At 35.0% G+C, this 24,256-nt stretch carries 24 protein-coding genes; 5 read left to right on the top strand and 19 right to left on the bottom strand.

Features of this window, described 5'->3' with window-relative positions:
* Positions 1 to 13 precede the first annotated feature (13 nt).
* The 18 genes from rfbC to CGC47_RS06680 all read right to left on the bottom strand — a co-directional run bounded on the left by rfbC (position 14) and on the right by CGC47_RS06680 (position 16,619).
* Positions 14 to 583, bottom strand: coding sequence for a dTDP-4-dehydrorhamnose 3,5-epimerase (gene rfbC / locus CGC47_RS06590; RefSeq protein ID WP_042001321.1), 570 nt, complete (start codon positions 581 to 583; stop codon positions 14 to 16).
* An 80-nt stretch (positions 584 to 663) separates the two neighbouring features.
* On the bottom strand, positions 664 to 1,002 hold the full coding sequence (locus tag CGC47_RS06595; protein ID WP_042001319.1) for a hypothetical protein: 339 nt from the start codon (positions 1,000 to 1,002) through the stop codon (positions 664 to 666).
* 75 nt (positions 1,003 to 1,077) lie between these two features.
* On the bottom strand, positions 1,078 to 1,950 hold the full coding sequence (gene rfbA, locus CGC47_RS06600) for a glucose-1-phosphate thymidylyltransferase RfbA (protein WP_042001317.1): 873 nt from the start codon (positions 1,948 to 1,950) through the stop codon (positions 1,078 to 1,080).
* A gap of 13 nt (positions 1,951 to 1,963) precedes the next feature.
* The gene (locus CGC47_RS06605; protein WP_095900148.1) at positions 1,964 to 3,889 is read right to left on the bottom strand and encodes a nucleoside-diphosphate sugar epimerase/dehydratase; all 1,926 of its coding nucleotides are present in this window, start codon (positions 3,887 to 3,889) and stop codon (positions 1,964 to 1,966) included.
* Positions 3,890 to 3,938: 49 nt separating this feature from the next.
* The gene (locus tag CGC47_RS06610) at positions 3,939 to 5,072 is read right to left on the bottom strand and encodes a DegT/DnrJ/EryC1/StrS family aminotransferase (protein ID WP_111938324.1); all 1,134 of its coding nucleotides are present in this window, start codon (positions 5,070 to 5,072) and stop codon (positions 3,939 to 3,941) included.
* 62 nt (positions 5,073 to 5,134) lie between these two features.
* Positions 5,135 to 5,878, bottom strand: a complete 744-nt coding sequence (locus CGC47_RS06615; protein WP_042001311.1) for an SDR family NAD(P)-dependent oxidoreductase — start codon at positions 5,876 to 5,878, stop codon at positions 5,135 to 5,137.
* Positions 5,879 to 5,884: 6 nt separating this feature from the next.
* On the bottom strand, positions 5,885 to 6,103 hold the full coding sequence (locus CGC47_RS06620; protein WP_042001309.1) for an acyl carrier protein: 219 nt from the start codon (positions 6,101 to 6,103) through the stop codon (positions 5,885 to 5,887).
* Positions 6,104 to 6,110: 7 nt separating this feature from the next.
* Complete coding sequence (locus CGC47_RS06625) at positions 6,111 to 7,697, bottom strand: HAD-IIIC family phosphatase (protein WP_232779650.1); 1,587 nt, start codon at positions 7,695 to 7,697, stop codon at positions 6,111 to 6,113.
* Positions 7,694 to 8,092 carry a VOC family protein gene (locus CGC47_RS06630; RefSeq protein WP_042001386.1) on the bottom strand — a complete coding sequence of 133 codons (399 nt, stop codon included), beginning with the start codon at positions 8,090 to 8,092 and terminating at the stop codon, positions 7,694 to 7,696. Before CGC47_RS06630 ends, CGC47_RS06625 begins: the two co-directional genes overlap by 4 nt.
* 5 nt (positions 8,093 to 8,097) lie before the next feature.
* On the bottom strand, positions 8,098 to 9,150 hold the full coding sequence (locus CGC47_RS06635) for a 3-oxoacyl-ACP synthase III family protein (protein ID WP_042001299.1): 1,053 nt from the start codon (positions 9,148 to 9,150) through the stop codon (positions 8,098 to 8,100).
* 5 nt (positions 9,151 to 9,155) lie between these two features.
* Entirely contained in the window at positions 9,156 to 9,386 is a 231-nt protein-coding gene (locus CGC47_RS06640) for an acyl carrier protein (protein WP_042001296.1), read from the bottom strand.
* 10 nt (positions 9,387 to 9,396) lie between these two features.
* Positions 9,397 to 10,041: a NeuD/PglB/VioB family sugar acetyltransferase gene (locus CGC47_RS06645; protein WP_042001293.1), complete on the bottom strand. Its 645-nt coding sequence runs from the start codon at positions 10,039 to 10,041 to the stop codon at positions 9,397 to 9,399.
* Positions 10,042 to 10,647, bottom strand: a complete 606-nt coding sequence (locus CGC47_RS06650; protein WP_095900149.1) for a sugar transferase — start codon at positions 10,645 to 10,647, stop codon at positions 10,042 to 10,044. It lies immediately after the preceding gene.
* 1 nt (position 10,648) lies between these two features.
* Complete coding sequence (locus CGC47_RS06655) at positions 10,649 to 11,488, bottom strand: glycosyltransferase (RefSeq protein ID WP_231552357.1); 840 nt, start codon at positions 11,486 to 11,488, stop codon at positions 10,649 to 10,651.
* 68 nt (positions 11,489 to 11,556) lie between these two features.
* Positions 11,557 to 12,153 carry an LbetaH domain-containing protein gene (locus CGC47_RS10965; protein ID WP_042001287.1) on the bottom strand — a complete coding sequence of 199 codons (597 nt, stop codon included), beginning with the start codon at positions 12,151 to 12,153 and terminating at the stop codon, positions 11,557 to 11,559.
* A gap of 9 nt (positions 12,154 to 12,162) precedes the next feature.
* On the bottom strand, positions 12,163 to 13,104 hold the full coding sequence (locus CGC47_RS06665; RefSeq protein WP_157799867.1) for an EpsG family protein: 942 nt from the start codon (positions 13,102 to 13,104) through the stop codon (positions 12,163 to 12,165).
* Positions 13,105 to 13,168: 64 nt separating this feature from the next.
* Positions 13,169 to 13,528: a hypothetical protein gene (locus CGC47_RS10910; RefSeq protein WP_232779651.1), complete on the bottom strand. Its 360-nt coding sequence runs from the start codon at positions 13,526 to 13,528 to the stop codon at positions 13,169 to 13,171.
* Positions 13,529 to 15,296: 1,768 nt separating this feature from the next.
* Complete coding sequence (locus tag CGC47_RS06680) at positions 15,297 to 16,619, bottom strand: UDP-glucose dehydrogenase family protein (RefSeq protein ID WP_042001280.1); 1,323 nt, start codon at positions 16,617 to 16,619, stop codon at positions 15,297 to 15,299.
* Between the two features lie 151 nt (positions 16,620 to 16,770).
* Between CGC47_RS06680 and CGC47_RS06685 the strand changes: the two genes are divergently transcribed.
* The 5 genes from CGC47_RS06685 to CGC47_RS06705 all read left to right on the top strand — a co-directional run bounded on the left by CGC47_RS06685 (position 16,771) and on the right by CGC47_RS06705 (position 23,400).
* Complete coding sequence (locus tag CGC47_RS06685) at positions 16,771 to 17,244, top strand: CYTH domain-containing protein (RefSeq protein WP_042001277.1); 474 nt, start codon at positions 16,771 to 16,773, stop codon at positions 17,242 to 17,244.
* 93 nt (positions 17,245 to 17,337) lie between these two features.
* A complete protein-coding gene (gene lepA, locus CGC47_RS06690) occupies positions 17,338 to 19,134 on the top strand; it encodes a translation elongation factor 4 (RefSeq protein ID WP_042001274.1) in 1,797 nt (598 codons plus the stop codon).
* 71 nt (positions 19,135 to 19,205) lie between these two features.
* Positions 19,206 to 19,748, top strand: a complete 543-nt coding sequence (locus CGC47_RS10830; protein WP_042001271.1) for a hypothetical protein — start codon at positions 19,206 to 19,208, stop codon at positions 19,746 to 19,748.
* Between the two features lie 133 nt (positions 19,749 to 19,881).
* Positions 19,882 to 20,271 (top strand): HU family DNA-binding protein, encoded by a 390-nt coding sequence (locus CGC47_RS06700; protein ID WP_095900152.1) that lies wholly within the window; start codon positions 19,882 to 19,884, stop codon positions 20,269 to 20,271.
* Positions 20,272 to 20,514: 243 nt separating this feature from the next.
* Positions 20,515 to 23,400 (top strand): DEAD/DEAH box helicase, encoded by a 2,886-nt coding sequence (locus CGC47_RS06705; protein ID WP_042001268.1) that lies wholly within the window; start codon positions 20,515 to 20,517, stop codon positions 23,398 to 23,400.
* A 10-nt stretch (positions 23,401 to 23,410) separates the two neighbouring features.
* Here CGC47_RS06705 and CGC47_RS06710 read toward each other — a convergent pair whose 3' ends face one another.
* Complete coding sequence (locus CGC47_RS06710) at positions 23,411 to 24,136, bottom strand: YggS family pyridoxal phosphate-dependent enzyme (RefSeq protein WP_095900153.1); 726 nt, start codon at positions 24,134 to 24,136, stop codon at positions 23,411 to 23,413.
* Between the last annotated feature and the right edge of the window lie 120 nt (positions 24,137 to 24,256).

Below are 24,256 nucleotides of genomic sequence, written 5' to 3' on the forward strand. Positions count from 1 at the left end.
GTCTAAAATCGCATTATTCGTATAGGTTTACATCAAAATCGAAGTGAAAAGCATCTTTCAGCAAGGGGCTTTCTTTGTCTTTTTGCGAAAGAATAATATTTTGATGAGGGATTTTCCAATCGATTTGCAATGCAGGGTCGTTCCACAGAACGCTTCCTTCCTCCTTTGGATTGTAGTAATTGTCGCACTTATATTGAAAAATGACTTCCTCGCTCAGCACGGCAAATCCGTGAGCAAAACCTCTAGGAACGAACAATTGTCGCTTGTTTTCGGCAGAAAGCTCAACAGCTACGTGTTTACCAAAAGTAGGCGAACCTTTGCGGATATCGACCGCAACGTCCAAAACCTTTCCTACTACTACGCGTACCAATTTCGACTGCGAAAACGGAGGTTTCTGAAAGTGCAATCCCCTTACCACACCGTAACGCGATTTTGATTCGTTATCCTGTACGAAAGTTGTTTTACAAACTTGTTCCACGAACTTTTCTTGTGAAAACGACTCAAAAAAGTATCCGCGCTCATCGCCGAAAATTTCAGGTTCAATGATGATAACGTCTTTTATTTCTGTTTGGATTATGTTCATAGTGCTGTTGCTTTTCAGATGTATTTCTGTTTGTAACTGATTTTGAATTTATTTTTCTCTCAAATATATCTTTTGGATTGCTATTCTGTGAACTCATTAGTTACATCTTTCCAGTTAGGCTCGTTATAGTCGAAGTTTTCATCATAATAGATAACTTTGAAAACAGGGACAGCTTCTTCAGGACTATTAAAAAATCGTTTGAAATGCTGAAAAATCACATCTGATTGATATAACCTAATTTCTACACCCCATTTCCAACCGTTTTCTGTTTCCATTTCAGCCATTTGGATATAATTTGGTTGTTTGTCATCACTCAAAACAACAAAACCTTCCTCGTAAATGCTTTTATTTAGAAAATCCTCCAAATCTTCCCAAGAAATTGCCTCTTGGTCTCTGAATTCTGTGCTTATTATCTTCATTTTTTTGTTTTATTTGTGTGAAATGGTTTCCTATTTGAAAGTTAATCCATTTTTAGTAAGTAGAAAATTGAAAAGTTATTTAATCAACTCTAACAAATATTGCCCGTATTGATTTTTGAGCATTGGTTGGGCTAACTCTCGGATTTTTTCGGCAGAAATCCAGCCTTTTTTGTAGGCAATTTCTTCCAAACACGATATTTTAAGTCCTTGTCTTTTCTCAATAGTTTCCACGAAGTTGGAAGCCTCTGAAAGTGAATCGTGTGTGCCTGTGTCAAGCCACGCAAAACCTCGTCCTAATAGCTGTACTTTCAGTTCGTTGTCTTTCAAAAACTCCTGATTTACTGTGGTAATTTCTAATTCTCCTCTCGCCGAAGGTTTTATGTTTTTAGCTACATTTACAACTTTATTCGGATAGAAATACAGCCCAACCACGGCGTAATGCGATTTTGGTTTTTCGGGTTTCTCTTCGATGGAAAGTACGTTTCCTTCTGCATCAAATTCGGCAACTCCGTAACGTTCAGGGTCTTTGACGTAGTAACCGAAAACGGTTGCTTTACGCTCTTTTTCAGCGGTTTCAACGGATTGCAGAAGCATTTTGGTGAAACTTTGTCCGTAGAAAATATTATCGCCTAATACGAGGCAAACATCATCATTTCCAATGAATTGCTCTCCGATGATGAAGGCTTGTGCCAGTCCGTCAGGTGAGGGTTGCTCAGCATAACTAATTGAAATTCCGTAGTCGCTACCATCACCTAAAAGTCGTTGAAAACCAGGCAAGTCTTGCGGGGTCGAAATCACCAAAACTTCACGAATACCTGCCAACATCAGCACCGAAAGTGGATAGTAAACCATCGGTTTGTCATATATAGGTAGTAACTGCTTTGAAATACCTTTTGTAATAGGGTAAAGCCTTGTTCCTGAGCCTCCTGCGAGAATAATTCCTTTCATAGTATTTAATATTTTAGTCTATCTTATTTTTATCTAACACTTCAAAAACGGAATTATTGCTTTTAAACTCCTTGACAATCATTTTTAAACATCGAACAACCTCCATTTTATCTGTTGTTTTTGCTGCGTTGATTAATTTTTCAGAAAGGCTATCAATTTCTTCGAATTCCATAGCCATATCCTTAGAAATCATAATTTTTTCGTGATGTGTAGGCAACGTTTTAGTGTCATCACTCAAAAGCTCTTCATACAATTTCTCACCGGGTCTGAGTCCTGTATAAACTATTTTTATATCAACATTGGGCTCTAAACCAGATAGTTTTATCATCCGATTTGCTAAATTCAAAATTTTGACAGGTTCTCCCATATCAAAAACAAAAATTTCTCCTCCTTTACCCATAACACCTGCTTGAAGAACAAGCTCACAGGCTTCAGGAATCGTCATAAAATAACGAACAATATCTGGGTGCGTAATGGTAACAGGACCTCCTTTTTCAATTTGTTTTCTAAAATGCGGAATTACAGAACCGTTCGAACCTAAAACATTACCAAATCGGGTCGTGATAAACTTAGTGGTATTATCACTGCAATTCTGTAAGGCTTGTACAAAAAGCTCAGCAACTCGTTTGGAAGCCCCCATAACATTAGTAGGATTAACGGCTTTATCGGTAGAAACCATCACAAATCGGTTTACCTTGAACTTGCTTGATAGTAGCGCTACATTTTTAGTCCCTTGTACATTGGCAAAAATAGCTTCGTGAGGATTTTCTTCCGTTAAAGGAACGTGCTTATAAGCCGCTGCGTGATAAACCATTGAGAAATTATATTCTGAAAAAACACTTTCAAGCCTACTTCGGTTGGAAATATCTCCAAGAATAAATTTGAAGGCAATGTGCGGAAATTTCTCCTTCATTTCCAATTCAATATCATACAGAGGTGTTTCTGCCTGATCAAAAATAACAATCAAGGCAGGAGAGAAATGAGCAACTTGATTTACAATTTCGCTACCTATTGAACCTGCACCACCAGTAACTAATATATTTTTACCATTATGTCTTAACTTAACCTGTTCGTTTTCTATAACTATAGGTTTGCGACCAAGTAAGTCCTCTATTTGTAAGTTACGTATGTTAATATCTTGATTAGGACGTAATTTCTGTACAGCAGGAGCCTTAAAAACCCGTAAATCTTTCTCTAAAAAGAAATTAACCCAAGTACTCATTTCCTCTTTAGAAAGTACATTTTTATTGATTAGCACCCCATCTATGCCTAATTCCTCTTTATTGCTATTTTGTAATTTATCTTTCGTATAAATCTTTTTTCCCAGCAAAATAGCACGTTTTGAGTCAGTTCTTTGGGTTAAAAAACCAACAATGAAATAAGGCAGAGAAGGATTTCCTATAACAGCTTTAGCGATAGAAACTGCCTCTTCATCGACACCTAAAATCAGAATCCTTCTTTTTGAAGAACTACGACGAAATTCGCGAGCCAAATAAAACAACTGTTTTACCAAAAAACGGAAAAAGAATAAAAAAATAAAGGACGTTCCGAAGTAGATAAACAGTAGCGGATTAAGAAATAATCTATATCCGTTAAAAGAGATGTTAATCAAGTTAATTACCCAAAGCACAAGAATAGTACAGACACTTGCTAAAAGTATTTTAAACAAATCAATAAACGTGGAATGCCTAATAATTCCTTTGAAGGTACGGAAAACGAGCATAAAAAACACATTGACCCCAATTATTAAAAGGTATTCCAAATAATAAGACGCTAAGTTTATGGAGCTAATTCCAAGAGCATCTAATACAGCCCAACAAACAAGCAAAGAAACTGCCAATAAAAATACATCTATCCCAAATATAATCCACCTTGGAAGATAACGAATATTGGAAAAATTTACAAAACTATCTGCTGTATGTGTTCTTTCTGTTGTCATTTTTTGGTAGTATAAAATGGTTGATCTAATTTTATAACAATTTAACTCACTATCTTTTCATTCCCACAATCACCTTGGCTATCCTTTCTCTTTCTTCATCGGTCATATTAGAGCCTGATGGTAAGCAAAGTCCGTTGTCAAAAAGGGTTTCGGATACTTTTCCACCGTAGTAAGGGGCATCGGCAAAGATGGGTTGTAAGTGCATCGGCTTCCATAACGGACGCGACTCGATATTTTCCTCTAAAAACTTCAAACGCAAGTCTTCACGATGGAACCCTGCTTTGTCCTCATCAATGACAATTGCCGAAAGCCAATGGTTGGAATAAAAATCCGAAGACGGCTCCGTAAACAAAGTTACGCCTTCTATATCTTTGAAAAGTGCTTTGTAAAAATCGTGATTGGCTCTTCTTTGAGCAATCCTTTCCTCCAAAACTTCCATTTGCCCTCGACCGATTCCCGCCGAAATATTACTCATTCTATAGTTGTACCCAATATGCGAATGCTGATAGTGCGGAGCATTATCCCTTGCCTGAGTGGAAAGAAATACAGCTTGGTCTTTCTGTTCCTGCGTTTTGCACACCAAAGCACCTCCTCCCGAAGTGGTTATGATTTTATTTCCATTGAAACTCAAAATAGACATTTCTCCAAACGAACCGCATTTTTGCCCTTTATAAGTACTTCCAAGTGCCTCTGCTGCATCTTCCACTACTGGAATTTCGTGTTTTTGGGCGATTTGTAGAATCTCGTCCAATTTTGCTGGCATTCCATAGAGATGCACCACGATAATCGCTTTGGGCTTTTTCCCTTTGGCAATGCGATCTTGAATAGCCTCTTCCAAAGCCTGCGGACACATATTCCAAGTCTCGGGTTCGCTATCGATAAATACGGGTGTTGCCCCTTGATAGGCAATAGGATTTGCCGATGCCGAGAAAGTCATACTTTGGCATATCACCTCATCTCCTGCCTTTACTCCAAGAATTATCAATGCCAAATGCAAAGCAGCCGTACCTGCCGAGAGAGCAGCAATCTTAGTATTTTCTCCAATAAATTTCTCTAAATCTAGCTCAAAATTATTGACATTCGGCCCTAAAGGAGCTACCCAATTTTCATCAAAAGCCTCGTGTATATACTTGAGTTCATTACCTCCCATATGCGGAGAGGAAAGCCATATTTTTGTGTTCATTGTACGTTTATTTTGAACTTTTATGCCCCTAAAAAAGACATTCTTTATAAAAACTAATCACATCACTGCACACTATACCCACCATCTACAGCCAAATCTACACCAGTAATCCACTTGGATTTATCTGAAATCAAAAACAAAACTGCTTGAGCTACATCTCTTGGTTCTCCGAACCCAAGAGGGTGCATATTCTGTATTTTTAATACATTTTCTTCACTAATGCTTTCTAGTATTTTAATTGACATATCCGTCTTTACCATTCCAGGAGAAATACAATTTACTCTAATTTTTTTAGGAGCTAATTCTAATGCTAAGGCCTTCATTACACCTACCATTGCGTGTTTAGACATACAGTAAGCGGTCTTACCAACCTGTCCTAAATGCCCCATCACCGAACTGATAAAAACCAAACTCCCTCCATTGGGTGAAAAATTTCCTTTTTTTTGAAAAAACTTAGAAATCATTACAATAGGATAAGTATTAACTTCCATTACTTTTTCCAAAGTATTTTTTTTCAACAACTTAGAAGGCATAGTAGCTTCCATTCCTGCTGAATACACAAATCCGCTATAAGGCACACCATCTTTCATACTTTCAGATAAGGCTCTATCAAGCTCTTGTTCATTGGTTACATCGACCGAATAAACTTGATGATTTCCGTCCTTACATTCATAAATTACATTGTTCAACTTATCTATATCTCGAGACATTAGTACCAAATCTGCCCCCTCTTTTGACAACGTAAGAGCAATCTCTTTACCCAAACCAGAAGAAGCTCCTACTACTAACACTTTTTTACGTTCCATAGAGAATTATCTTTGAATCATTTCTATAATTTTATCTATAGAAGTCATCTCCGATATTTCCTCGGGTTCAAAAGACTTATCAAATGCTTCTTCTATCTCAACAATAAGATTCAAATGACGAAGGGAATCCCAATTTTCTACTGTATTCTGACTGATCTCTACTGGAAAATCCGAAATATTCATTTCAAATACATTAGCCATTATTTCTACTATTTTTTCTCTCATTTTTTTATTAATTAAATTCTATCCTATAATATTCCTTCAGTTCAATGTTTTTTGACACATCGAAAACATAATGCTTTACTCTATCATTATCTACATTTACCAATTTAAATCCCACCTTATCAAGAAAATCGGAAGCCATCATATTTTTCTTTGTGGGAACAAATTGTGCCAATATCGGTTTATTTTTTGCTTCATTTACCTTTTCTAAAATTTTTAACAAGGTAATTTTTTCAATATCTCTACCTAATATACGACAGCTAAGCAAATAAGAGTCTAAGTACAACTTTGTTTCTGTTTCTGTAATAATTGTAGCAATGGTAATACCATTATCTCCAAATTTGTCTCTTACATTGGCACAATAGATACTTGCACCATTATCGATAAGGTTTCTCAATTGTTCTTCCGTATAGCGCTTGGTGGTTAGATTAAACTGGTTGGTTTTTTGGGTCATTTGTGCAATACGTGAGAGATTACCATCGTCAGCCTGAATAATATCTATATGAATATCAAGACTTTCAAGATACTCATCCATATTTTCAAATGCTTTTTTGCTTTCATTTCGAAAGAAGTTTTCTTTATATTGCTCTGTCTTTTTTAAATCCTCTTGAGAGAGTTCGTACACGGAAAAATATTTGTGATACACTTGCCAAAAAAATGCTACCAAATCGTAAGGTTTTGTTGGAAATTCGGGAACTTCTACTTCGGGTAAAAACTCTTTTACCAAACCTCTTTCTACGGGATTATCATCCATAAAAACGAAACTATCTGTAGCGATATTTAGTTCTTCGGCAATGGATTTGATATTGGAGGCTTTATCTTGCCAGTTGATTCGGTAAGCCGAAAGTACTTTATCATTTATCAAATTATTAGGATTTTTTTCCCAAACATCTTGCACATCTTTCAAGTTATTTTTGCTACAAACGACAAGAATCACCCCTTTTTGAGATAATTTTAACAAAAGGTTTTGAAAACTCTTGAAACAAATACCAGGATAATCCATTCCTAACTTGATACCGTGCGTTCCGTCTTCTCCAACAACACCGCCCCAAAGTGTATTGTCGCAATCCAAAACGATACATTTTTTTCGTTTTAAATTTAGAGCCTCGTTTTGCTTTTCAAACCAGTTTTTAAATGCCTTGCCCAACTTAGGGTTTATAGGCATTTGTGAAGTAAAAAAGAAACGCCAATCGATAAAAGGTTGTGATTGATTTTGATAAAAAGTATTGATATCCAACACTTTTATATTTTTATATTGAGTAGCCATCTGCTTCAAAAAAACAAGGTTGAACTCGTCTATGGCATTGAGTAAGTCGGTATTTTTCAACTGCCAATCGTACAATGTATTACGATGTAAATTGATGATTGTAATACGCCCTTGAATTCCTGTATTAAGAATAAAGGAAATTTTAGATTTGATATCTTCTATCTCCAAAACTTGTTCCTCTGGAGTTACCGCAGGATTTATTTGATAAAAAATAATATGACTATCATATTCTACATAAGGCTTACTTACATCTCCATACCCACTAAATTCACACTGATTATCAAACAGATATTCAATTGTATAGTTTCGGTATATATACGTTGTTATCATTTTTCCAAAATTTCAATTAAACCTAAATTGGGATTATATAAAAAACTAATTCTTCTATTATTAAACGCGACAGCTGGAGTAGGGTTTAATAAAACCATATATCGTTTTGATTTTAAATCATTGATTGTCTCTTCTATACTTTCTACTTCATAACAAATATGATAAAGTGTTGCTCCATTCTTTTTTAAAATTTTTGTTACAGGACTTTCTATTTTCTCATCAATAGGAGCAACTAACTCTATAAGATGATCAGAACCATTATTTACAAATAGTAAATTGACCCTTTGCACAACATCTGTAATAACTTCACTTTCAGCTACATAACCCAACTTCTCAAACTCTTTCAAGGATTTTTCTATGGATTTCACAGCGTATCCATAATGATGTAATTTCATAATAATCAATATTCTATAGGTTTAAAAATATATGTGTCCTCCAAATTAATAATAGCCGTTGCCCAAGATAGTCCTGCCCCAAAACCACTAATTAGCAACTGTTTTCTATCATTTTCCCAATGATAAAGCTCACTAGAAATAGTTAAAGGTATGGTAGCTGAACTTACATTACCATACTTTTGCAAACTGTATGGTACATTCTCTTTGGGATATTTTAGTTTTTTGACAAAAAAGTCCGTCATAAACTTATTGGCTTGATGGAATACAATTTTATCCATATCAGTTAGTTCAAAATTGTACTTTTCTAAAATTTCCTTCACACTTTTAGGAACCACTTTCATTGTGAAATTGAAGACATCTAAACCATTCATATAGACTTGTTGATCATTACCTATACTTCCGTCTTCGCGCTCATACTCTACAAAACTATCCAAGGTTGTTACATTCCTGCAACCTCCCGACTTTATATTTACCGCTTCCCAACCTGTGCCATCAGTTTTCAAAAGGCTATAAAAATCTATTCCTTGCTTCTTTTCCAATAAAGTTGCCGTTCCTGCATCACCATAGAGTAAGGCATTCGTTTTATCTTTTGGATTAACAATTTTTGAAAAAGTTTCACCATCCAATAATAAAACCCTATTAATTCCTTCCAAATTCAAATAAGAAAACGCTGTGGTTAAAGCATATACATAGCCACTACACGCTAAACTAACATCGAAACAAGCACAATTTTGGCTCAATTTTAAACGATGCTGTAAAATAGAAGCTGTAGCAGGTATTTTATAATCCCCTGTTTGCGACATAAATATAAGAACATCTATGGATTCTCTATCAATATCTAATTTGTTTAATAAATTTTCAGCTGCCTTAAAACACAAATCAGAAGCTGTAGTTTCCCGATCTACTATACGCCTTTCAATAATTCCCACCGAATTGATAATCTTATCAAGCTCTTCTTTAGAAAAAATATCTGTCAATGTTTCATTCTTAATTATTTTAGATGGTACACAAGCAGAAATACCTTTGATGTGTACATTAGGAATATGAATAAAAGCCATAATTTTTACTTTTGAGTTTTCACTATATTGTAAATATCAGCTACTGTTACTGCATTTTTTATATCATTATGAGTAAGAGTCACATCATATTCCTCCTCCATCACGGCTAAAAGCCCTAAAGCTACCAACGAACTCCATTCTTCGAAATTTTTAAACTCTGTACTCATTGTAATTTCTGACGCATCTATTTCATCAAAAATAGAAGCAAAATCTTCTAAAAACTTTTCTTGGTTCATAATTTTATATTCAAAATTTAACTTTTATTGCAGGATTTCCCATATAAGTGTTTCCGTCTTTTACACTACGAAGGAGCATTGCTCCTGCGGCTAAAGTATTGTTATTTCCTATTTTTTTTCCTTGTATTACACCACAATTAAACCCTAAATAATTCAATTTTCCGATAGATACATTTCCTGATATTTGAGTATTAGGACTAAATACATTATAATCCTCTATTTCACCATCGTGCCCCAAAGTTACTCGAGTATTGAAAATATTGTAACTTCCTATTTTTACCCCACAACTTACGATACATTGTGCAGAAAATATATTACCCTCGCCCATTGAGGTTGTATCTTTATCTAAAAACATAGTACTTGGATGAATAATATTGGGGAAAACGATATTTTTATTATCAATCCTTTGCCTAATATTGAATATTCCTTGACCTTTTCCCACAGCAATAACGACATTCAATTCTTGACGGATACGGTTCAAATCTTCTATGGTTCCTAAAACTTTTCCATAAGGTGTATTAATTCCTTGCAACTCATTTGTATCATCAAAAAAACCTATAATGTCCCATAGTAGTGAAACCTGATTGATATTCTTAATGATACTGGCTACTTCTCTGCCTAATCCTCCTGCACCTATTATTGCTATTTTTCTCATTCAGTTATTCCCTTTAAATCCCTCCATTGTAGTTTGTCCATCTTGGGAAATTCCCTCGCGTACAAACACTTTTTTTATTGTTAAAAATAATATTTTAAAATCCAATATGAAACTGATATGATCCACATACCAAACATCGTATTCAAATTTTTTCTCCCAACTGATACTGTTTCTTCCATTGACCTGTGCCCAACCCGTAATTCCTGGTTTTACCTCATTTCTTCTGCGCTGAAAATCATTGTACAATGCCAAATAAGACGGTAGGAGTGGTCTTGGCCCTATCAAACTCATATCGCCTTTGATGACATTCAGTAGTTGCGGAATTTCATCTAAAGAGGTCTCGCGTACAAAGTTACCAATTTTTGTCAATCGACACGCATCGGGAAGTAAATTTCCGTGTTCATCTTTTTTATCGTTCATCGTTTTGAACTTGATGATTTTGAAAATCTCCCCATCTTTCCCCGGTCTAAGCTGAAAGAAAAAAGGTTTTCCTTGATTGGCAAAAAACAAGCCTATAGTAACTATGATAAACACAGGACTCAACAGTAAAAAACCGATGAGTGCCAAAATGAAATCCAATAAGGGTTTTATGAAAAATCTATACATATCACAATTTAATTAAATTTAACACTGCAAAAACAAACCATTTTTTATTATCTCTCATTAATCGAATATTATATTTCCAAATCATTTTGTTTCGTGAGAAATAATTACCCAAAAAATCGGTATAAATTTGGTAAGCTTCAGTATTTTTATCTATATAGTTAATATAATTTTTGATATGGTCTTCATGATAGCCTTCCATTACTTTTGATATTTTAAACCAAATGGTTCGCAACGACAATTTGTTGAGATGTCCATGTACATTGTTACCATGCAAACGATAATGGATGTATGAATTTTCATCTATAAACACCATGTAGTTTCTGCTTCGAGCAAAAAAATACACAAGCCAATCGTGCGAAAAGCCTTTCCAATTGGAGGTATTGAGTTGCAAAACAAATGATTTTAATGATTTTGCAAATGATTTTGTAAACACATAGGTACAACCAGCACTTCCGCCTTCAAAAAGATAATCAAATTTTTTTTGAGGAAAATCTTTTTTCAAAAGGGTGAAAGAGCCTGTATTTTCGTCCCATTTTGTTAGATTTGAGCAATACAAATCAGCTTTTTCTTCGTTGAGTTTTTGAACCGCTACACTTAGCTTTTGTGGTAGCCACAAATCGTCTTGATCAGAAAATGCGATATATTCAAAGTTTTCGTTGAAATCGGTTTCCACCAACATTTTCAGAAAATTAGTAGCAGCCGACCCTGTACCAGGAATGTTTTTCTGGGTCTTTATCTGTGGAAATGTCTCATTGATCATCGCCAATGTTTTATCTGTACTTCCATCATCAGAAACGCAAATATCTACAATCACATCTTTTTGATTAATAATACTTTGCATTTGTTGTATTATATATTTTTCGCCGTTATAAGTGGCTAATAATACTTTTATTGTTGTCATTATATTATCTATACTTGTTCCCACTTTTTAGTTTCAAAATTAAACTGCTTAATTACCCTTGCTGGAGAGCCAACGGCTATTGAATAAGGCGGAATGTCTTTGGTTACTACACTCATCGCTCCAATGATAGAACCTTCTCCTATTGTAACGCCTTGTAGTATGCATACCATCTCTCCTATCCAAACATTTTTTTTGATATGTATAGGAGTAGTATATATTTTTCGGCTATTAGGTGTTGTTAAAGGAGAGTCTTGCTCCTCTCCTTTATAACTTCCGTGATTGTGGTCAGACATGTATACTTTACTAGCAATAAGCACATTATCTTCTATAATTACTTTTTCTACAGCACCAATATGTACACTATCATTAATCTCTACGTTATCACCTATTTCTATCAGAAAACCATTTCTACTAAAATGATTAAAGGCATCGATTCTACAATCATAACCTGTCGTAAAACCTTTTCCTATTTTTATAAATTGTTTTCCTCTAATTCTAAACGGAAATCGTATTATACGAGCTTGTTTAAAAGTTAAATAAGTTCTTATTTTAAAGTATAATAATTCGATAATTCCTAAAATACTATATTTTTTAAATCTATTCATAAATTTTAATTAAAAATAATGTGTATCGTATAATGTAAATACAAAATATCCTGCTAATATCAGAGAACCAATATTTAGTAATCCATTAAGAGATTTGTATTTAGAAATATCTATATTCATAAATAATATTCCCACAATTAAATAGGGAGAAAATCGGAAGCCTACAACAGGATTGATAAAAAAACCAATTAGGTAAAACAATAGTGTTGTGGTGATAACTGGATTCCAAAATCTTTTCTTGACAAATATCCAAGTTATAATAGAAAGCATAATAATAAATCCAAAATAAATATAATGGAATATCCCTGTTTGTTTTTGAGAAAAGCCATAATCATTAATTTTACTAGCAATCAAAATAAATTCTGCTCGGTTGAGTATAGTGCTTCCTACTGAAGCAATCAATAGAGATGAAATGCACACAACAAGTAAGTATGCCATATATTTTCTATGTTTGTGAAATATTAGTAATAAAAGAGTAGAACTACTAATATGCATAAATGGTGTGAGATAGATTAATTTTGTACTTTTATTTCTGTATATTTGGTATATAAAATATCCAAAAATAGCATAAGGGATACCATTTCGTATTAGAGTGTATGAAAATAGAAAATAATACATGGTAAAGATAAGCACTTTTTTCCACATAACAACATCTCTAAGGGTCATTAACCAAGTAAAAAAAAAGGTTAAAGCGGCATAGTTGAAGAAATACATAGCTTGAAAAACTTCTATTTTTTCATCATAAAAATTATAGAAAAAAGAATATAATAAATATAAATAAGGTTCTTTTAGAAAATATTCCCACCAATTTTCTGGTTTTTGAAAGTTATATAGATTGTAGTATGCAAAAAAATCTTTGTTAATCTCTACATCCACTAACACCCTCATTATTAAGGAAATTAGTATGAAAAATACTAAAAGAATGAATTGATTATTTTTATCTTGTTGCATACTTCCTATGTAAAAACAAAGGAATAATATCACTGTACAAAATATTTGTTCTACACCCATTATATTATATAATAAATAATAAAATAATAATTAACACGAAGTGAGCCATAATTCTTGAAGTTGTTAGAAAATTAAGTTCTTTTACCCCATCGCCCCTATCCATTGCTGCCATAATTCTTGGGTCTATAAATAACAAAATACTCATTGCTCCAAAGGCGTTTAGCAATTGACTATACGAACTAAGTATCAAAACTTTGTTAGGATAATAAAATGCTATGTAATACAAAAATGTCATACTAAAAGAAAAAATCAGAAATGCTATAAATGAAAATAGTATAAAAGCTACATCGCCTTTGGTTTCAATTCTTGTTTTTTTCCTTTGCATTGGGTTAATATCTACCGAAAAGTTCTTTTTGTATTCCAATTTTCCCAGAATCAAATTTAGTTTTCGTATAAGAAAAAAGGATAGTTTTTTGGAATAATTTGTGTTATACAGTGGAATAATTAAAAAAATGACCAAAATATGACACAAAAGTGTCATTTGCCAAATTAAATTTTTATCCCTTATCGTTTCCGTATAATATGCCATTATAGGAGCAAATATCAACACAAAAGCCCTAGATGAATATTGAAAAACATTAATTAATGAAAATAAATATCTATAATTTTTTTCATCATTTAGGTTGAATTTCAAATGATAGGTAAACATATCTACATATATAGAAAATGCATACATCAATGGAGCAAAAATAAATAAATAATTAGTATACATACTTTTTATAAATATTCTTATTATTAAAAAAATCTTTAAATACCCTTTTCATATGCTTATAGCTCGTAGTTTTGTCATCGGACAAAAGTATATACATTGGTAATCTATATAACAACTTTATGAAATGTTTGACTTTCCACTCCCAACAAATGTAATCTCTATTTAACATTATCAATTGGTTTCTTACTATATAATACTGTCTTTTTTTGTTTTTATGACAAGGCTTTTTCATCCAAAGAAATTTCACAAAAACATCTCCCATACTGTGCTTTAAAATACTCTTAGTAGTTAAACACACTTTGTAACCTTTTGATATAGCTCTCAAACACCATTCGTAGTCAATATAATCAATAAATAGAGTTTCATCCATTAATCCCACGTCTTTAAAAACTTTTGTTGGAGTTGAACTTCCTGATGTAATTAATAGTTTTGACAAATATTTCCAAATTATCTTTCGATGCTGTTTTCTTTCCTTTGTTATCTCTTATTATTGGACCAATAGTGGCTATTTCAGTATTTTTTTTCTAAAATATCTACCATATCCAAAAAGAATCTATCCCCAATAGAATTAGAATCTTGATCAAACAATCCTATATAGTCAGCATTTAACTCAATAGCTCGTTTGATACCAATATTCAATGCCTTGGAAAGACCTATATTTCCTCCGTTATTTATTATTTCTACACCATCTATGGTAGATATTTCACTAATTAAATTTTTGTCACATTGATTGACGACAACAATAACACTTTGTGATATGTTTCTAATTTGTCAAATATTATTAACAATTTCTTTTTCAGAATTATATAATACAATAGATGATACAATATTGCTTTTCATAACGATTTTTAGATTATTGATCAAAACCAAAAATTACGCTATCCTCATCAAGTACTCTCCGTAGTTTTTTAGGGGAGGGGGGGGATAATATTTTTTTTTAGTAATTGTTGATTATTGATATATTACATTCTGTAGGCAACTCCTTTTATAACTTTATTGGCTTTCCTATTACTAACATAAATCAAAAAAAGATTTAACTCAAAAACATTGTACAAATAAACATTTTTCCATCAAATATTACCTTATTCATCAAATGATTTTACATTCTTTTAAGTATAAAATAATTCCACTCCCCTTTACATTGGTCTCAATTAGACTTTTTCACAATCAAAAATACAACAAACAAGTAACATATTTTCATTTTTGATTCAGTTTTATAATAATTCATTTCTATAAAAAGTACATTACACAACACAAAACTCCATGTCTTGTCAAATAAATATTTGCATGACAACCAAGGTACCTATAGAAATCACTGTCCTCAAACTATTACACACACTCAAAATAACACAAATTCACAGTTTTTATGAAAAAATCAAGAAAAACCATAGAAATAAACACAAAGATATTTTTTTACCAATCAATTTACACCCACCTGCACATACTCAAACCCTTTACTCGGCAAATCAAACGAATTATACTGATTCCGCCCATCAAAGATAACTCTTTCTTTGAGAAGTTTTGCTATTTCATCAAAATCGGGCGAACGAAATTCTTTCCATTCGGTGAGTAAAAGCATTGCATCGGCACCTTTTAAAGCTTCATATTTGCTTTCTACATATTGAATATCTATATCTTTTAAATAAAATATTTTAGCCTCGTGAATGGCTTTAGGGTCATACGCTCGTATTTTAGCTCCTCGTCTGACCAGTTCCTTAATAATGTAAATAGCAGGAGCCTCACGCATATCATCGGTTTCGGGTTTGAATGAAAGTCCCCAAACCGCAAAAGTTTTCCCTGTCAAATTCTCACCGTACTTGGCAACTATTTTCCGTGCGACAACCAACTTTTGTCGGTCGTTTACATTTTCCACAGAAGTAATCAGTTCCGCATTGTACCCGTGTTCTTGGGCAATTTTTGTCAGTGCTTTTACATCTTTCGGAAAACACGAGCCTCCATAACCACAACCTGGGTAAATAAAACTATATCCAATTCGAGTATCCGAACCTATTCCCAATCGCACTTTATTAACATCAGCCCCCACGCGTTCGCAAATATTGGCTATTTCGTTCATAAACGAAATTTTAGTTGCAAGCATTGCATTGGCAGCATACTTGGTCATTTCTGCCGAACGAATATCCATAGTAATGAAACGTTCATTCTGTTTAAAAAACGAGGAATAGAGCATCCGCATTTTATCAAAAGCATACGGACTTTCAGCACCAATCACTACCCTATCGGGCTTCATAAAATCTTCAATAGCTTTCCCTTCCTTTAAAAACTCAGGATTTGAAACCACTTGAAACTCAAATTTCTCGCCTCTTCTATCCAATTCGGACTGAATTACGGCTTTTACCTTGTCCCCTGTCCCTATCGGAACGGTCGATTTATCCACAACGATAAGTCTGCCCTGCATTGTCTCTCCGATAGATTTAGCTACGGAAAGCACGTATTGTAAGTCCGCCGAGCCATCATCCCCCATCGGTGTACCTACAGCTATAAATACAATTTCAGCTTTTTCGATAGCTTTCGCCAAATCGGTAGTGAATGACAAATTTTTATTAGCTACATTGGCCAAAACCATAGCTTCAAGACCAGGTTCGTAAATCGGAATAATTCCTTTTTTTAGGTTTTCTATTTTTTGAGAATTGACATCAACACAAGTAACGGTATTGCCAACTTCGGCAAAACAAGCTCCCGAAACCAACCCTACGTATCCTGTGCCTATTACAGCTATCCTCATAATTCAACTTAAAATTATTCGCACAAAGGTAGCTTTTTACACTGAAATGACAAACTACGAATGAAGTTTATCCAATAAGTTTAACAAATGAAAGTAAAAGAAAAAGCAAATTTCTATTTTTGCATTTAAAGTTTTTTTTAGCCAACACATTATGTTACAAGAAATAGAACGTAAATTTTTAGTAAAGGGAGATTTCAGAAATGAAGTTTTTAAATCTGAACGTATCATCCAAGGATATTTAAGCACTATACCTGAGCGTACAGTACGCATACGCATAAAGGACGACAAGGGATATATCACCGTAAAAGGTAGCAGTAGCCCAAACGGAATCAGTCGCTTTGAATGGGAAAAACAAATTCCTTATCAAGAGGCTGAGGCGCTGTTAAAACTCTGTGAGAAGGGCATTATCGATAAAACTCGACATCTTATAAAAGCAGGTGAACAAACTTTTGAGGTAGATGAATTTCACTGTGAAAACGAAGGACTTATCATCGCAGAAATTGAACTTCCCTCTGAAGACAGCACCTTTGAACACCCCGATTGGCTCGGCGAAGAAGTAACTGGAAATAAACGTTATTATAACGCCTCGCTAATGAAAAATCCTTATAAAAATTGGGAAAAATAATACTTCCAAAAAACTAATTAGTTGATTTTTCTAATTTTTCCTTTGCACTTTTTTATTATATTTGCCAATTACAACAATTTGAAAACAAGAGAAATGAAAAACATACGCAATTTTTGCATTATCGCACACATCGACCACGGAAAAAGTACCCTTGCTGACCGACTTTTGGACTTTACCAAAACCGTTACCGAACGCGAAAAACAAGACCAACTCCTTGATAATATGGACTTAGAACGTGAGCGAGGTATTACCATCAAATCACACGCTATCCAAATGGAGTACGAGTACAAAGGTGAAACGTACATTCTGAACCTTATCGACACCCCTGGTCACGTGGATTTCTCGTATGAAGTGTCGCGTTCCATTGCTGCGTGTGAGGGAGCTTTGCTGATTGTCGATGCTGCACAAAGTATTCAAGCTCAGACTATTTCCAACCTGTATTTGGCTCTAGAAAATGATTTGGAAATTATTCCTATCTTAAATAAAATCGACCTTCCTTCGGCAAATCCGGAAGAAGTAAAAGACGATATTGTTGATTTGCTTGGCTGTGACCCTGATGATATTATCCCTGCTTCTGGGAAAACAGGTCTAGGCGTCGAGCAAATCCTCGAAGCTATCATCGAACGCATTCCTGCCCCAAAAGGCGACCCTGATTCACCGCTTCAAGCACTGATTTTCGATTCGGTGTACAATCCGTTTCGTGGTGTGGAAACATATTTCCGTGTGATGAATGGAGAAATCCGTAAAGGTCAGAAAATCAAATTTATGTCTACTGGAAAAACGTATGATGCCGACGAGGTAGGGACGCTCAAACTCAATCAAGTAGCCAAACAATCTGTAAAAACGGGCGATGTGGGTTACCTCATTACTGGAATAAAAGATGCTCGTGAGGTAAAGGTGGGCGATACGATTACTTCGGCAGTAAATGGCTGTTCTGAAATCATTGACGGATTTGAAGATGTAAAACCGATGGTATTTGCTGGAATTTATCCTGTTGATACTGAGGATTATGAGGAACTTCGAGCTTCGATGGAAAAACTGCAACTTAACGATGCATCGCTGGTTTTCACTCCTGAAAGTTCAGCAGCATTGGGCTTCGGCTTCCGTTGTGGTTTCCTCGGAATGTTGCATTTGGAAATCATTCAGGAAAGATTGGAACGCGAGTTCGATATGACCGTAATTACTACCGTTCCGAACGTTAGTTACTTGGCTTACACGAAGAAAGACCCTGAAACGCCTATCGTAGTGAATAACCCGTCTGACCTTCCCGACCCGTCGAAATTGGACCGAGTGGAAGAGCCTTACATCAAAGCATCGGTAATTACCAAAGCGGATTTTGTGGGGCAAGTGATGTCGCTTTGTATCGAAAAACGTGGGCAAATTACTAATCAAACATATTTAACTCCCGAACGTGTGGAACTAAATTTTGATATGCCACTGGCGGAAATCGTGTTTGATTTTTACGACCGATTAAAAACAGTATCAAAAGGTTATGCTTCGTTTGATTATTCGCCTATCGGAATGAGAGCTTCTAATTTGGTGAAAGTCGATGTGCTTATCAATGCCAATTCAGTAGACGCCTTATCAGCTTTGATTCACGCCGATAATGCGTACAATATCGGAAAGAAAATGTGTGAAAAACTCCGCGAACTAATTCCACGTCAGCAGTTTGATATTCCGATTCAGGCAGCAATTGGGGCAAAAATCATCGCTCGTGAAACCATCAAAGCCCTCCGTAAAGACGTTACTGCCAAATGTTACGGTGGAGACATCTCGCGTAAACGTAAACTCCTTGAAAAACAGAAGAAAGGTAAAAAACGTATGCGCCAAATCGGAAATGTAGAAGTACCACAATCAGCATTTATGGCGGTACTGAAGCTGAATGACTAAACGGTAGCACGGTTGGGCAAAAAATATAGTTGAATCTGAGGATTGGAAAAATTGTAACTAAAATAACTATTATGAGAAATTTATATATTTTTACTATTCTTATGCTTTGTATATTTATTAGTTGTGGTCAATCTAATAAGAAACATTCATCTGATAAGGAAATTATAGGAGGCACTTATTGTGCTGAAATAGAATATTACAACCCTAAGACAGGAACCCGTAGCACCTATACTTTAGATGTGGAAGTGGAGGATGGAGAGTTAGTAAAAATCTATTGGTCTAATGGAGGTTGGTTAGATGAAACTCACTTTGTTTCTCAAGATATTACTGATGGATATTGCTCTTTTACAAGTGATAAAGGATATGAATATGAAGTAACTTTAACGGAAAAAGGAGGGGGATGTGGAGATGATTCGTATGATTTATCAAGAGAAATAGAAGAAGATGAGGAAGCTATAACTTGTCCAGAATGTGGAGATGAAAAAGATTTCACGGATGAATACTGTTCTTTTTGTGAAAGGAAATTTAAATGTCCAGAATGTGGAGATAGAAAACATAAGTATGATGATTTATGTTATTATTGTCAATCAAAAGTTGATGAAGAAGAGAGATAATTGCCCATAAATATGACGTTATGTGTTTTTTATAAATTCAAAAAATTGTATCAAGGGCAGTGAAATTTATTTTTAAAAAAGTAGAAAAATAGAGCGAAAATTTTAAATCAGTAACCCATTAATACCATATATTATGCCAGTAAAGTACAATGTCGTGGGACGCAAGAACCCACAGAAGCCGAACGAGGCTCCGAAGTTTTATGCCAGTGCCAAAGCCGATGGCGAAATCACCCTAAAGGCAATCGCTAAAGAAATAGCAACGGGTTCGACTACTGTTTCGGATACCGACGTATTGGCAACGCTTAACGAACTTACGAAAGTGCTTATAAAACACCTCTCTAATGGAGAAATCGTCAAATTTGGTGATTTTGGAAGTTTCCAAATAACCATCACCAGCGAGGGTGTGGACGACGAAAAGAAATTTACCGCAGCCAACATCAAAGGAAACAAAATCCAGTTCCGCCCAGGTACTGACCTTAAAGAAATGCTTGCTACCGTAAAATACGAAAAGTACAAAAAATAAATCGCAATCTGTCAGAAACTTAAACAGGTACGCTTTCGTTAAGAAACGGGAGCGTACCTGTTGTTTGATAGGTACGTACCTATTAAGCAATGGGTGCGTATGCGTTAAGCTATTGATGCGACAAGCCACCACAATCGGGTGGTTGGCATTCAATCGAACAAACATAAAAGACAAAGTGATTTTATAAATGAAGATAAAATTCGGTCATTGGTAATCGTAATCTGAAACTTTCAATTTAATTGTATGACGCCCAGTATAAAACAAAACTACTTACTTTGCTTCGATTTGAGTTTCGATACCGATTTTGAGCTGTTTCTGCCCACAGCGTATCTGACCTATCGTAGCGGAAAAGCCCTTTATATCTTTAAAAAAGCTACAGACAGCGTACTGCAAACTTTGTCCGAACTATCGCTTTCACAAGAAGAAAATAGCCTTTTACAGCTTACCCAAAGTCTGCAACGTGAAGTATTGTTAAAGAAGTTTTTGAAAAATAAGAGTAAACTCCAATGGAGCGCTTCTTTATACGATGATTCCAGCAAAAAACAATATATCAAAGATTACGTTGAGGAAAAAACGCATAAAATACTGGAAACCATAAGCCGTGAGCAACTACTTCTGACCGTAAACGCACAACATCATAAAGAAATACAAGCCTTTGAAATCCACCCCAAAGCCAAGCAAATCACTCCCTTTCTGGAGTTTAAAAAAACGCCAACAGCCATTCATTACCGAATGTATTTGCTTGACGGACAAACAAAAATAGCTCCGTACAAACAAAATATAGCCCTGCTTAACAATAAATATTCTTGGATTGCCATTGGCGGACATTTAGCCCAATTGGAAAACATAAAACCAGTGCATCTCAAGGGGTTTCTGAGCAAAGAAACCATTGAAATTCCGCAAAAAACCATTGGGGTTTATTTTGAGAAATTCCTAAAAGAAATTCTCAAAAAAGTAAGCATTCATCCGATTGGCTTTGAAGTCCTGACCCAAAACGAACTTAAAGGCGTAAGTATTTTTCTTTCACACGATTTTTTCATCAACACCTATAAAGTTTACCTTCGATGGGATTATCAGGGGCATTATTTTTTCAGTAACGAACGGAAATCTTCCTTTTCAAGTTTGATTCAACAGCAAGAAAATGACCTACAAATCATACAATTCAAACGCAACCAAAAGCAAGAAGAACCTTACATCAAAGCTCTAAAAAACATCGGGTTACGTTATGAGTCAGGTTGGTTAGTGGCTCCGCCAGAATCCGCCAATCTTTGGGTGTTAGAAACCCTCATTGAGCATAAATCATCATTAGAAATGGCTGGGTTTGACCTGACCCACCTTCGTCTGAACGACAAAAAAATAAATCTGGTTTTACCAAAAATAGAAACCGCTCTTACCCAAGAGGGTAACGATTGGTTCGATATTCATATCACAATCAAACAGGGCGATTATCAGTTTGATTTCAAGGATTTAATTAAAAATTTAAAAGAGAATAATCCCATTTTTGAGTTGCCCGACGGCAGTGTTTTCATCATTCCTCAGGCGTGGTTCAGCAAATATGGCACTTTGGCTAAATTTACCAAAACCGAGCAGGGCAAAACGCGTCTTGCCAAAAACAATTTCGCACTACTTGGTGAACTCCCTGAATTACAACCTCAATCCTTGAAAACTAACATCAGTTATACCCCTTCACCACGACTGAAAGCCACTTTACGCCCGTATCAGCAAGAGGGTGTACGTTGGCTTTTAGAACATTATCACAACGGATTAGGAGCTTGCCTTGCCGATGATATGGGGCTAGGAAAAACCCTGCAAACCATAGCCTTATTAGTTGCTGTTCACGACTATCTTCCAGAGGAGGAAGTCGGGCAAATGACTCTTTTTGCTGAAGTAGAAAAACAAAAACAAGCGCTTCGGGCATTGGTAATTTTACCTTCTTCATTGGTATTCAATTGGTATGATGAAACCAAACGCTTTGCACCACATTTCAAGTGTATTCAGTATATCGGAAACAATCGCAAACGTATTACATCAAGACTTATCAATTATGATGTGGTTTTTACCACCTATCATACCATTACGCGTGATATGAGCTTATTGCAGAAATTAGATTTTCGTTACATTATTTTAGATGAAAGTCAGCGCATTAAAAACAAAGATTCACAGTCCTTTAAGGCTATCGGAAGCCTACGTGGCTCACATAAAATATCGCTTAGTGGTACACCTATCGAAAATTCACTGAGCGACTTATGGGCGCAAATGCAGTTTATCAATCCGAATATTTTAGGGAGTTTTTCACACTTCTCCAATTATTTTAAAAACGGCATTGAAAAACGGCAAGACCCTATCGTTTTGGAAGAATTAAAAACCATTATTAGTCCGTTTTTACTCAGAAGAACCAAAGAGCAAGTTTTGGAAGATTTGCCCGAAATGACCGAACAAATTGCCTACTGTGAGCTTACTGCTGAACAGCAAAAATGGTACGAATCCGAAAAGTCAAAAGCCCGAAATGCACTACTTAAAGTGGATAAGTCAGTACTGACCACACACGCTCTAAACATACTAATGCGACTTAGGCAAATCAGCAACCATCCTCAACTCATTGACCCACAAAGCCCTATTACTTCTGGAAAATACCAAGAGGTTGTTAGCCATTTGGAAGCTTTAATTCAATCAAAGCAAAAAGCCCTTATTTTCAGTTCTTTTGTCAAACATTTAGCTATTTTTCAGGCGTGGTGTGAAGACAAGGGCATACGCTATTCTACGCTCACAGGTGAGGTTCGCCCCGAGATGCGAAAAGAGCAAGTCACTCAATTCCAAGAAGAAGCCGAAGTACAATTCTTCTTTATTTCATTAAAAACGGGAGAAGTAGGGTTAAATCTCACAGCGGCGTCACACGTTTTTTTACTCGACCCGTGGTGGAATCCGTTTTCAGAAAAACAAGCCATCGGGAGGGCACACCGCATCGGGCAACAAAATAAGGTAAACGTTATTCGGTTTGTTACCAAAGACACCGTTGAGGAGAAAATCATCCGCCTACAACAATCTAAAAAAGCACTTTCGCAAAGTATCATTCAGGAAAATATAATCATCAAAGATGTTATTGACAATATCGAAAGTATTTTGATGTAACTATTAGTGGTTACTGATTTTCATTCCAATAGTAACTATCTGGATAGAGACGCTTTCCGAAGATATCAGTCCCCACACGTACAATAGTAGCGCCTTCTTCTATGGCAATTTCTAAATCGCCACTCATCCCCATAGAAAGCTCCGTCATCGCTACGTTTTCAATCTGTAGGTCTTTGATTTGTAGTTGAATATCTTTAAGCAATCGGAAACATTTACGTACTTTTTCAGCATCATCGCTAAAAAGCCCTATAGTCATTAATCCTTTAATTTTTAACGTATTTAATTGAGCTACTTTCTTTACCAAATCGACCACTCCCTCAGGTTGTACCCCAAATTTACTTTCTTCGTTTGAGGTATTTACCTGAATTAAAACATCAAGTGTTCTATTTTGATTTTGAAGACGTTGGTGCATTTTTTCTGCCAAATCATAACGGTCTAACGATTGTACACAACTTACATCGTATCTTAAAATTTCTTTGATTTTATTGGTTTGTAAATGCCCAATGAAATGATTGGTATGCTGAACATCTTTCAAGGCTTCGTACTTTTCCTTAAGTTCTTGTACCCGATTTTCGGCAATTAGGGTATAACCCGCTTCTAAAGCTATTTTAATCCGTTCATGAGTAACCGTTTTGGTAGCTAATAATAACTTTACCTCTTGTGGTTTTCTTCCACTTTTTAAGCAAGCTCTATTTATTCGTTGCTGTACAACTTCAATATTTTTAAGAATTTCCATAAGAATAAAAAACTCAGATTTCTTACCAAAAAGAAATTATTTTTTGAAAAAGAACCATTTACAAACGCTTTTTTGAAACCAAAACACTCATAAAACACTTCATTTGAAAAAAATACTTGT

Origin of the sequence: Capnocytophaga canimorsus (assembly GCF_002302565.1) — a bacterium.
GTDB lineage: Bacteria > Bacteroidota > Bacteroidia > Flavobacteriales > Flavobacteriaceae > Capnocytophaga > Capnocytophaga canimorsus.

Bases quoted from the DNA above. Each gene is read 5' to 3' on its own strand.
- CGC47_RS06645 (WP_042001293.1), bottom strand. From the start codon at position 10,041: ATGAGAAAAATAGCAATAATAGGTGCAGGAGGATTAGGCAGAGAAGTA.
- CGC47_RS06635 (WP_042001299.1), bottom strand. From the start codon at position 9,150: ATGGCTTTTATTCATATTCCTAATGTACACATCAAAGGTATTTCTGCT.
- CGC47_RS06610 (WP_111938324.1), bottom strand. From the start codon at position 5,072: ATGAACACAAAAATATGGCTTTCCTCTCCGCATATGGGAGGTAATGAA.
- CGC47_RS10965 (WP_042001287.1), bottom strand. From the start codon at position 12,153: ATGAATAGATTTAAAAAATATAGTATTTTAGGAATTATCGAATTATTA.
- CGC47_RS06705 (WP_042001268.1), top strand. From the start codon at position 20,515: ATGACGCCCAGTATAAAACAAAACTACTTACTTTGCTTCGATTTGAGT.
- CGC47_RS06710 (WP_095900153.1), bottom strand. From the start codon at position 24,136: ATGGAAATTCTTAAAAATATTGAAGTTGTACAGCAACGAATAAATAGA.
- CGC47_RS06665 (WP_157799867.1), bottom strand. From the start codon at position 13,104: ATGCAACAAGATAAAAATAATCAATTCATTCTTTTAGTATTTTTCATA.
- CGC47_RS06640 (WP_042001296.1), bottom strand. From the start codon at position 9,386: ATGAACCAAGAAAAGTTTTTAGAAGATTTTGCTTCTATTTTTGATGAA.
- CGC47_RS06625 (WP_232779650.1), bottom strand. From the start codon at position 7,697: ATGATAACAACGTATATATACCGAAACTATACAATTGAATATCTGTTT.
- lepA (WP_042001274.1), top strand. From the start codon at position 17,338: ATGAAAAACATACGCAATTTTTGCATTATCGCACACATCGACCACGGA.
- CGC47_RS06630 (WP_042001386.1), bottom strand. From the start codon at position 8,092: ATGAAATTACATCATTATGGATACGCTGTGAAATCCATAGAAAAATCC.
- CGC47_RS06595 (WP_042001319.1), bottom strand. From the start codon at position 1,002: ATGAAGATAATAAGCACAGAATTCAGAGACCAAGAGGCAATTTCTTGG.
- CGC47_RS06615 (WP_042001311.1), bottom strand. From the start codon at position 5,878: ATGGAACGTAAAAAAGTGTTAGTAGTAGGAGCTTCTTCTGGTTTGGGT.
- CGC47_RS06655 (WP_231552357.1), bottom strand. From the start codon at position 11,488: ATGCAAAGTATTATTAATCAAAAAGATGTGATTGTAGATATTTGCGTT.
- CGC47_RS06700 (WP_095900152.1), top strand. From the start codon at position 19,882: ATGCCAGTAAAGTACAATGTCGTGGGACGCAAGAACCCACAGAAGCCG.
- rfbA (WP_042001317.1), bottom strand. From the start codon at position 1,950: ATGAAAGGAATTATTCTCGCAGGAGGCTCAGGAACAAGGCTTTACCCT.
- rfbC (WP_042001321.1), bottom strand. From the start codon at position 583: ATGAACATAATCCAAACAGAAATAAAAGACGTTATCATCATTGAACCT.
- CGC47_RS06620 (WP_042001309.1), bottom strand. From the start codon at position 6,103: ATGAGAGAAAAAATAGTAGAAATAATGGCTAATGTATTTGAAATGAAT.
- CGC47_RS06650 (WP_095900149.1), bottom strand. From the start codon at position 10,647: ATGTATAGATTTTTCATAAAACCCTTATTGGATTTCATTTTGGCACTC.
- CGC47_RS06605 (WP_095900148.1), bottom strand. From the start codon at position 3,889: ATGACAACAGAAAGAACACATACAGCAGATAGTTTTGTAAATTTTTCC.
- CGC47_RS06680 (WP_042001280.1), bottom strand. From the start codon at position 16,619: ATGAGGATAGCTGTAATAGGCACAGGATACGTAGGGTTGGTTTCGGGA.
- CGC47_RS10830 (WP_042001271.1), top strand. From the start codon at position 19,206: ATGAGAAATTTATATATTTTTACTATTCTTATGCTTTGTATATTTATT.
- CGC47_RS06685 (WP_042001277.1), top strand. From the start codon at position 16,771: ATGTTACAAGAAATAGAACGTAAATTTTTAGTAAAGGGAGATTTCAGA.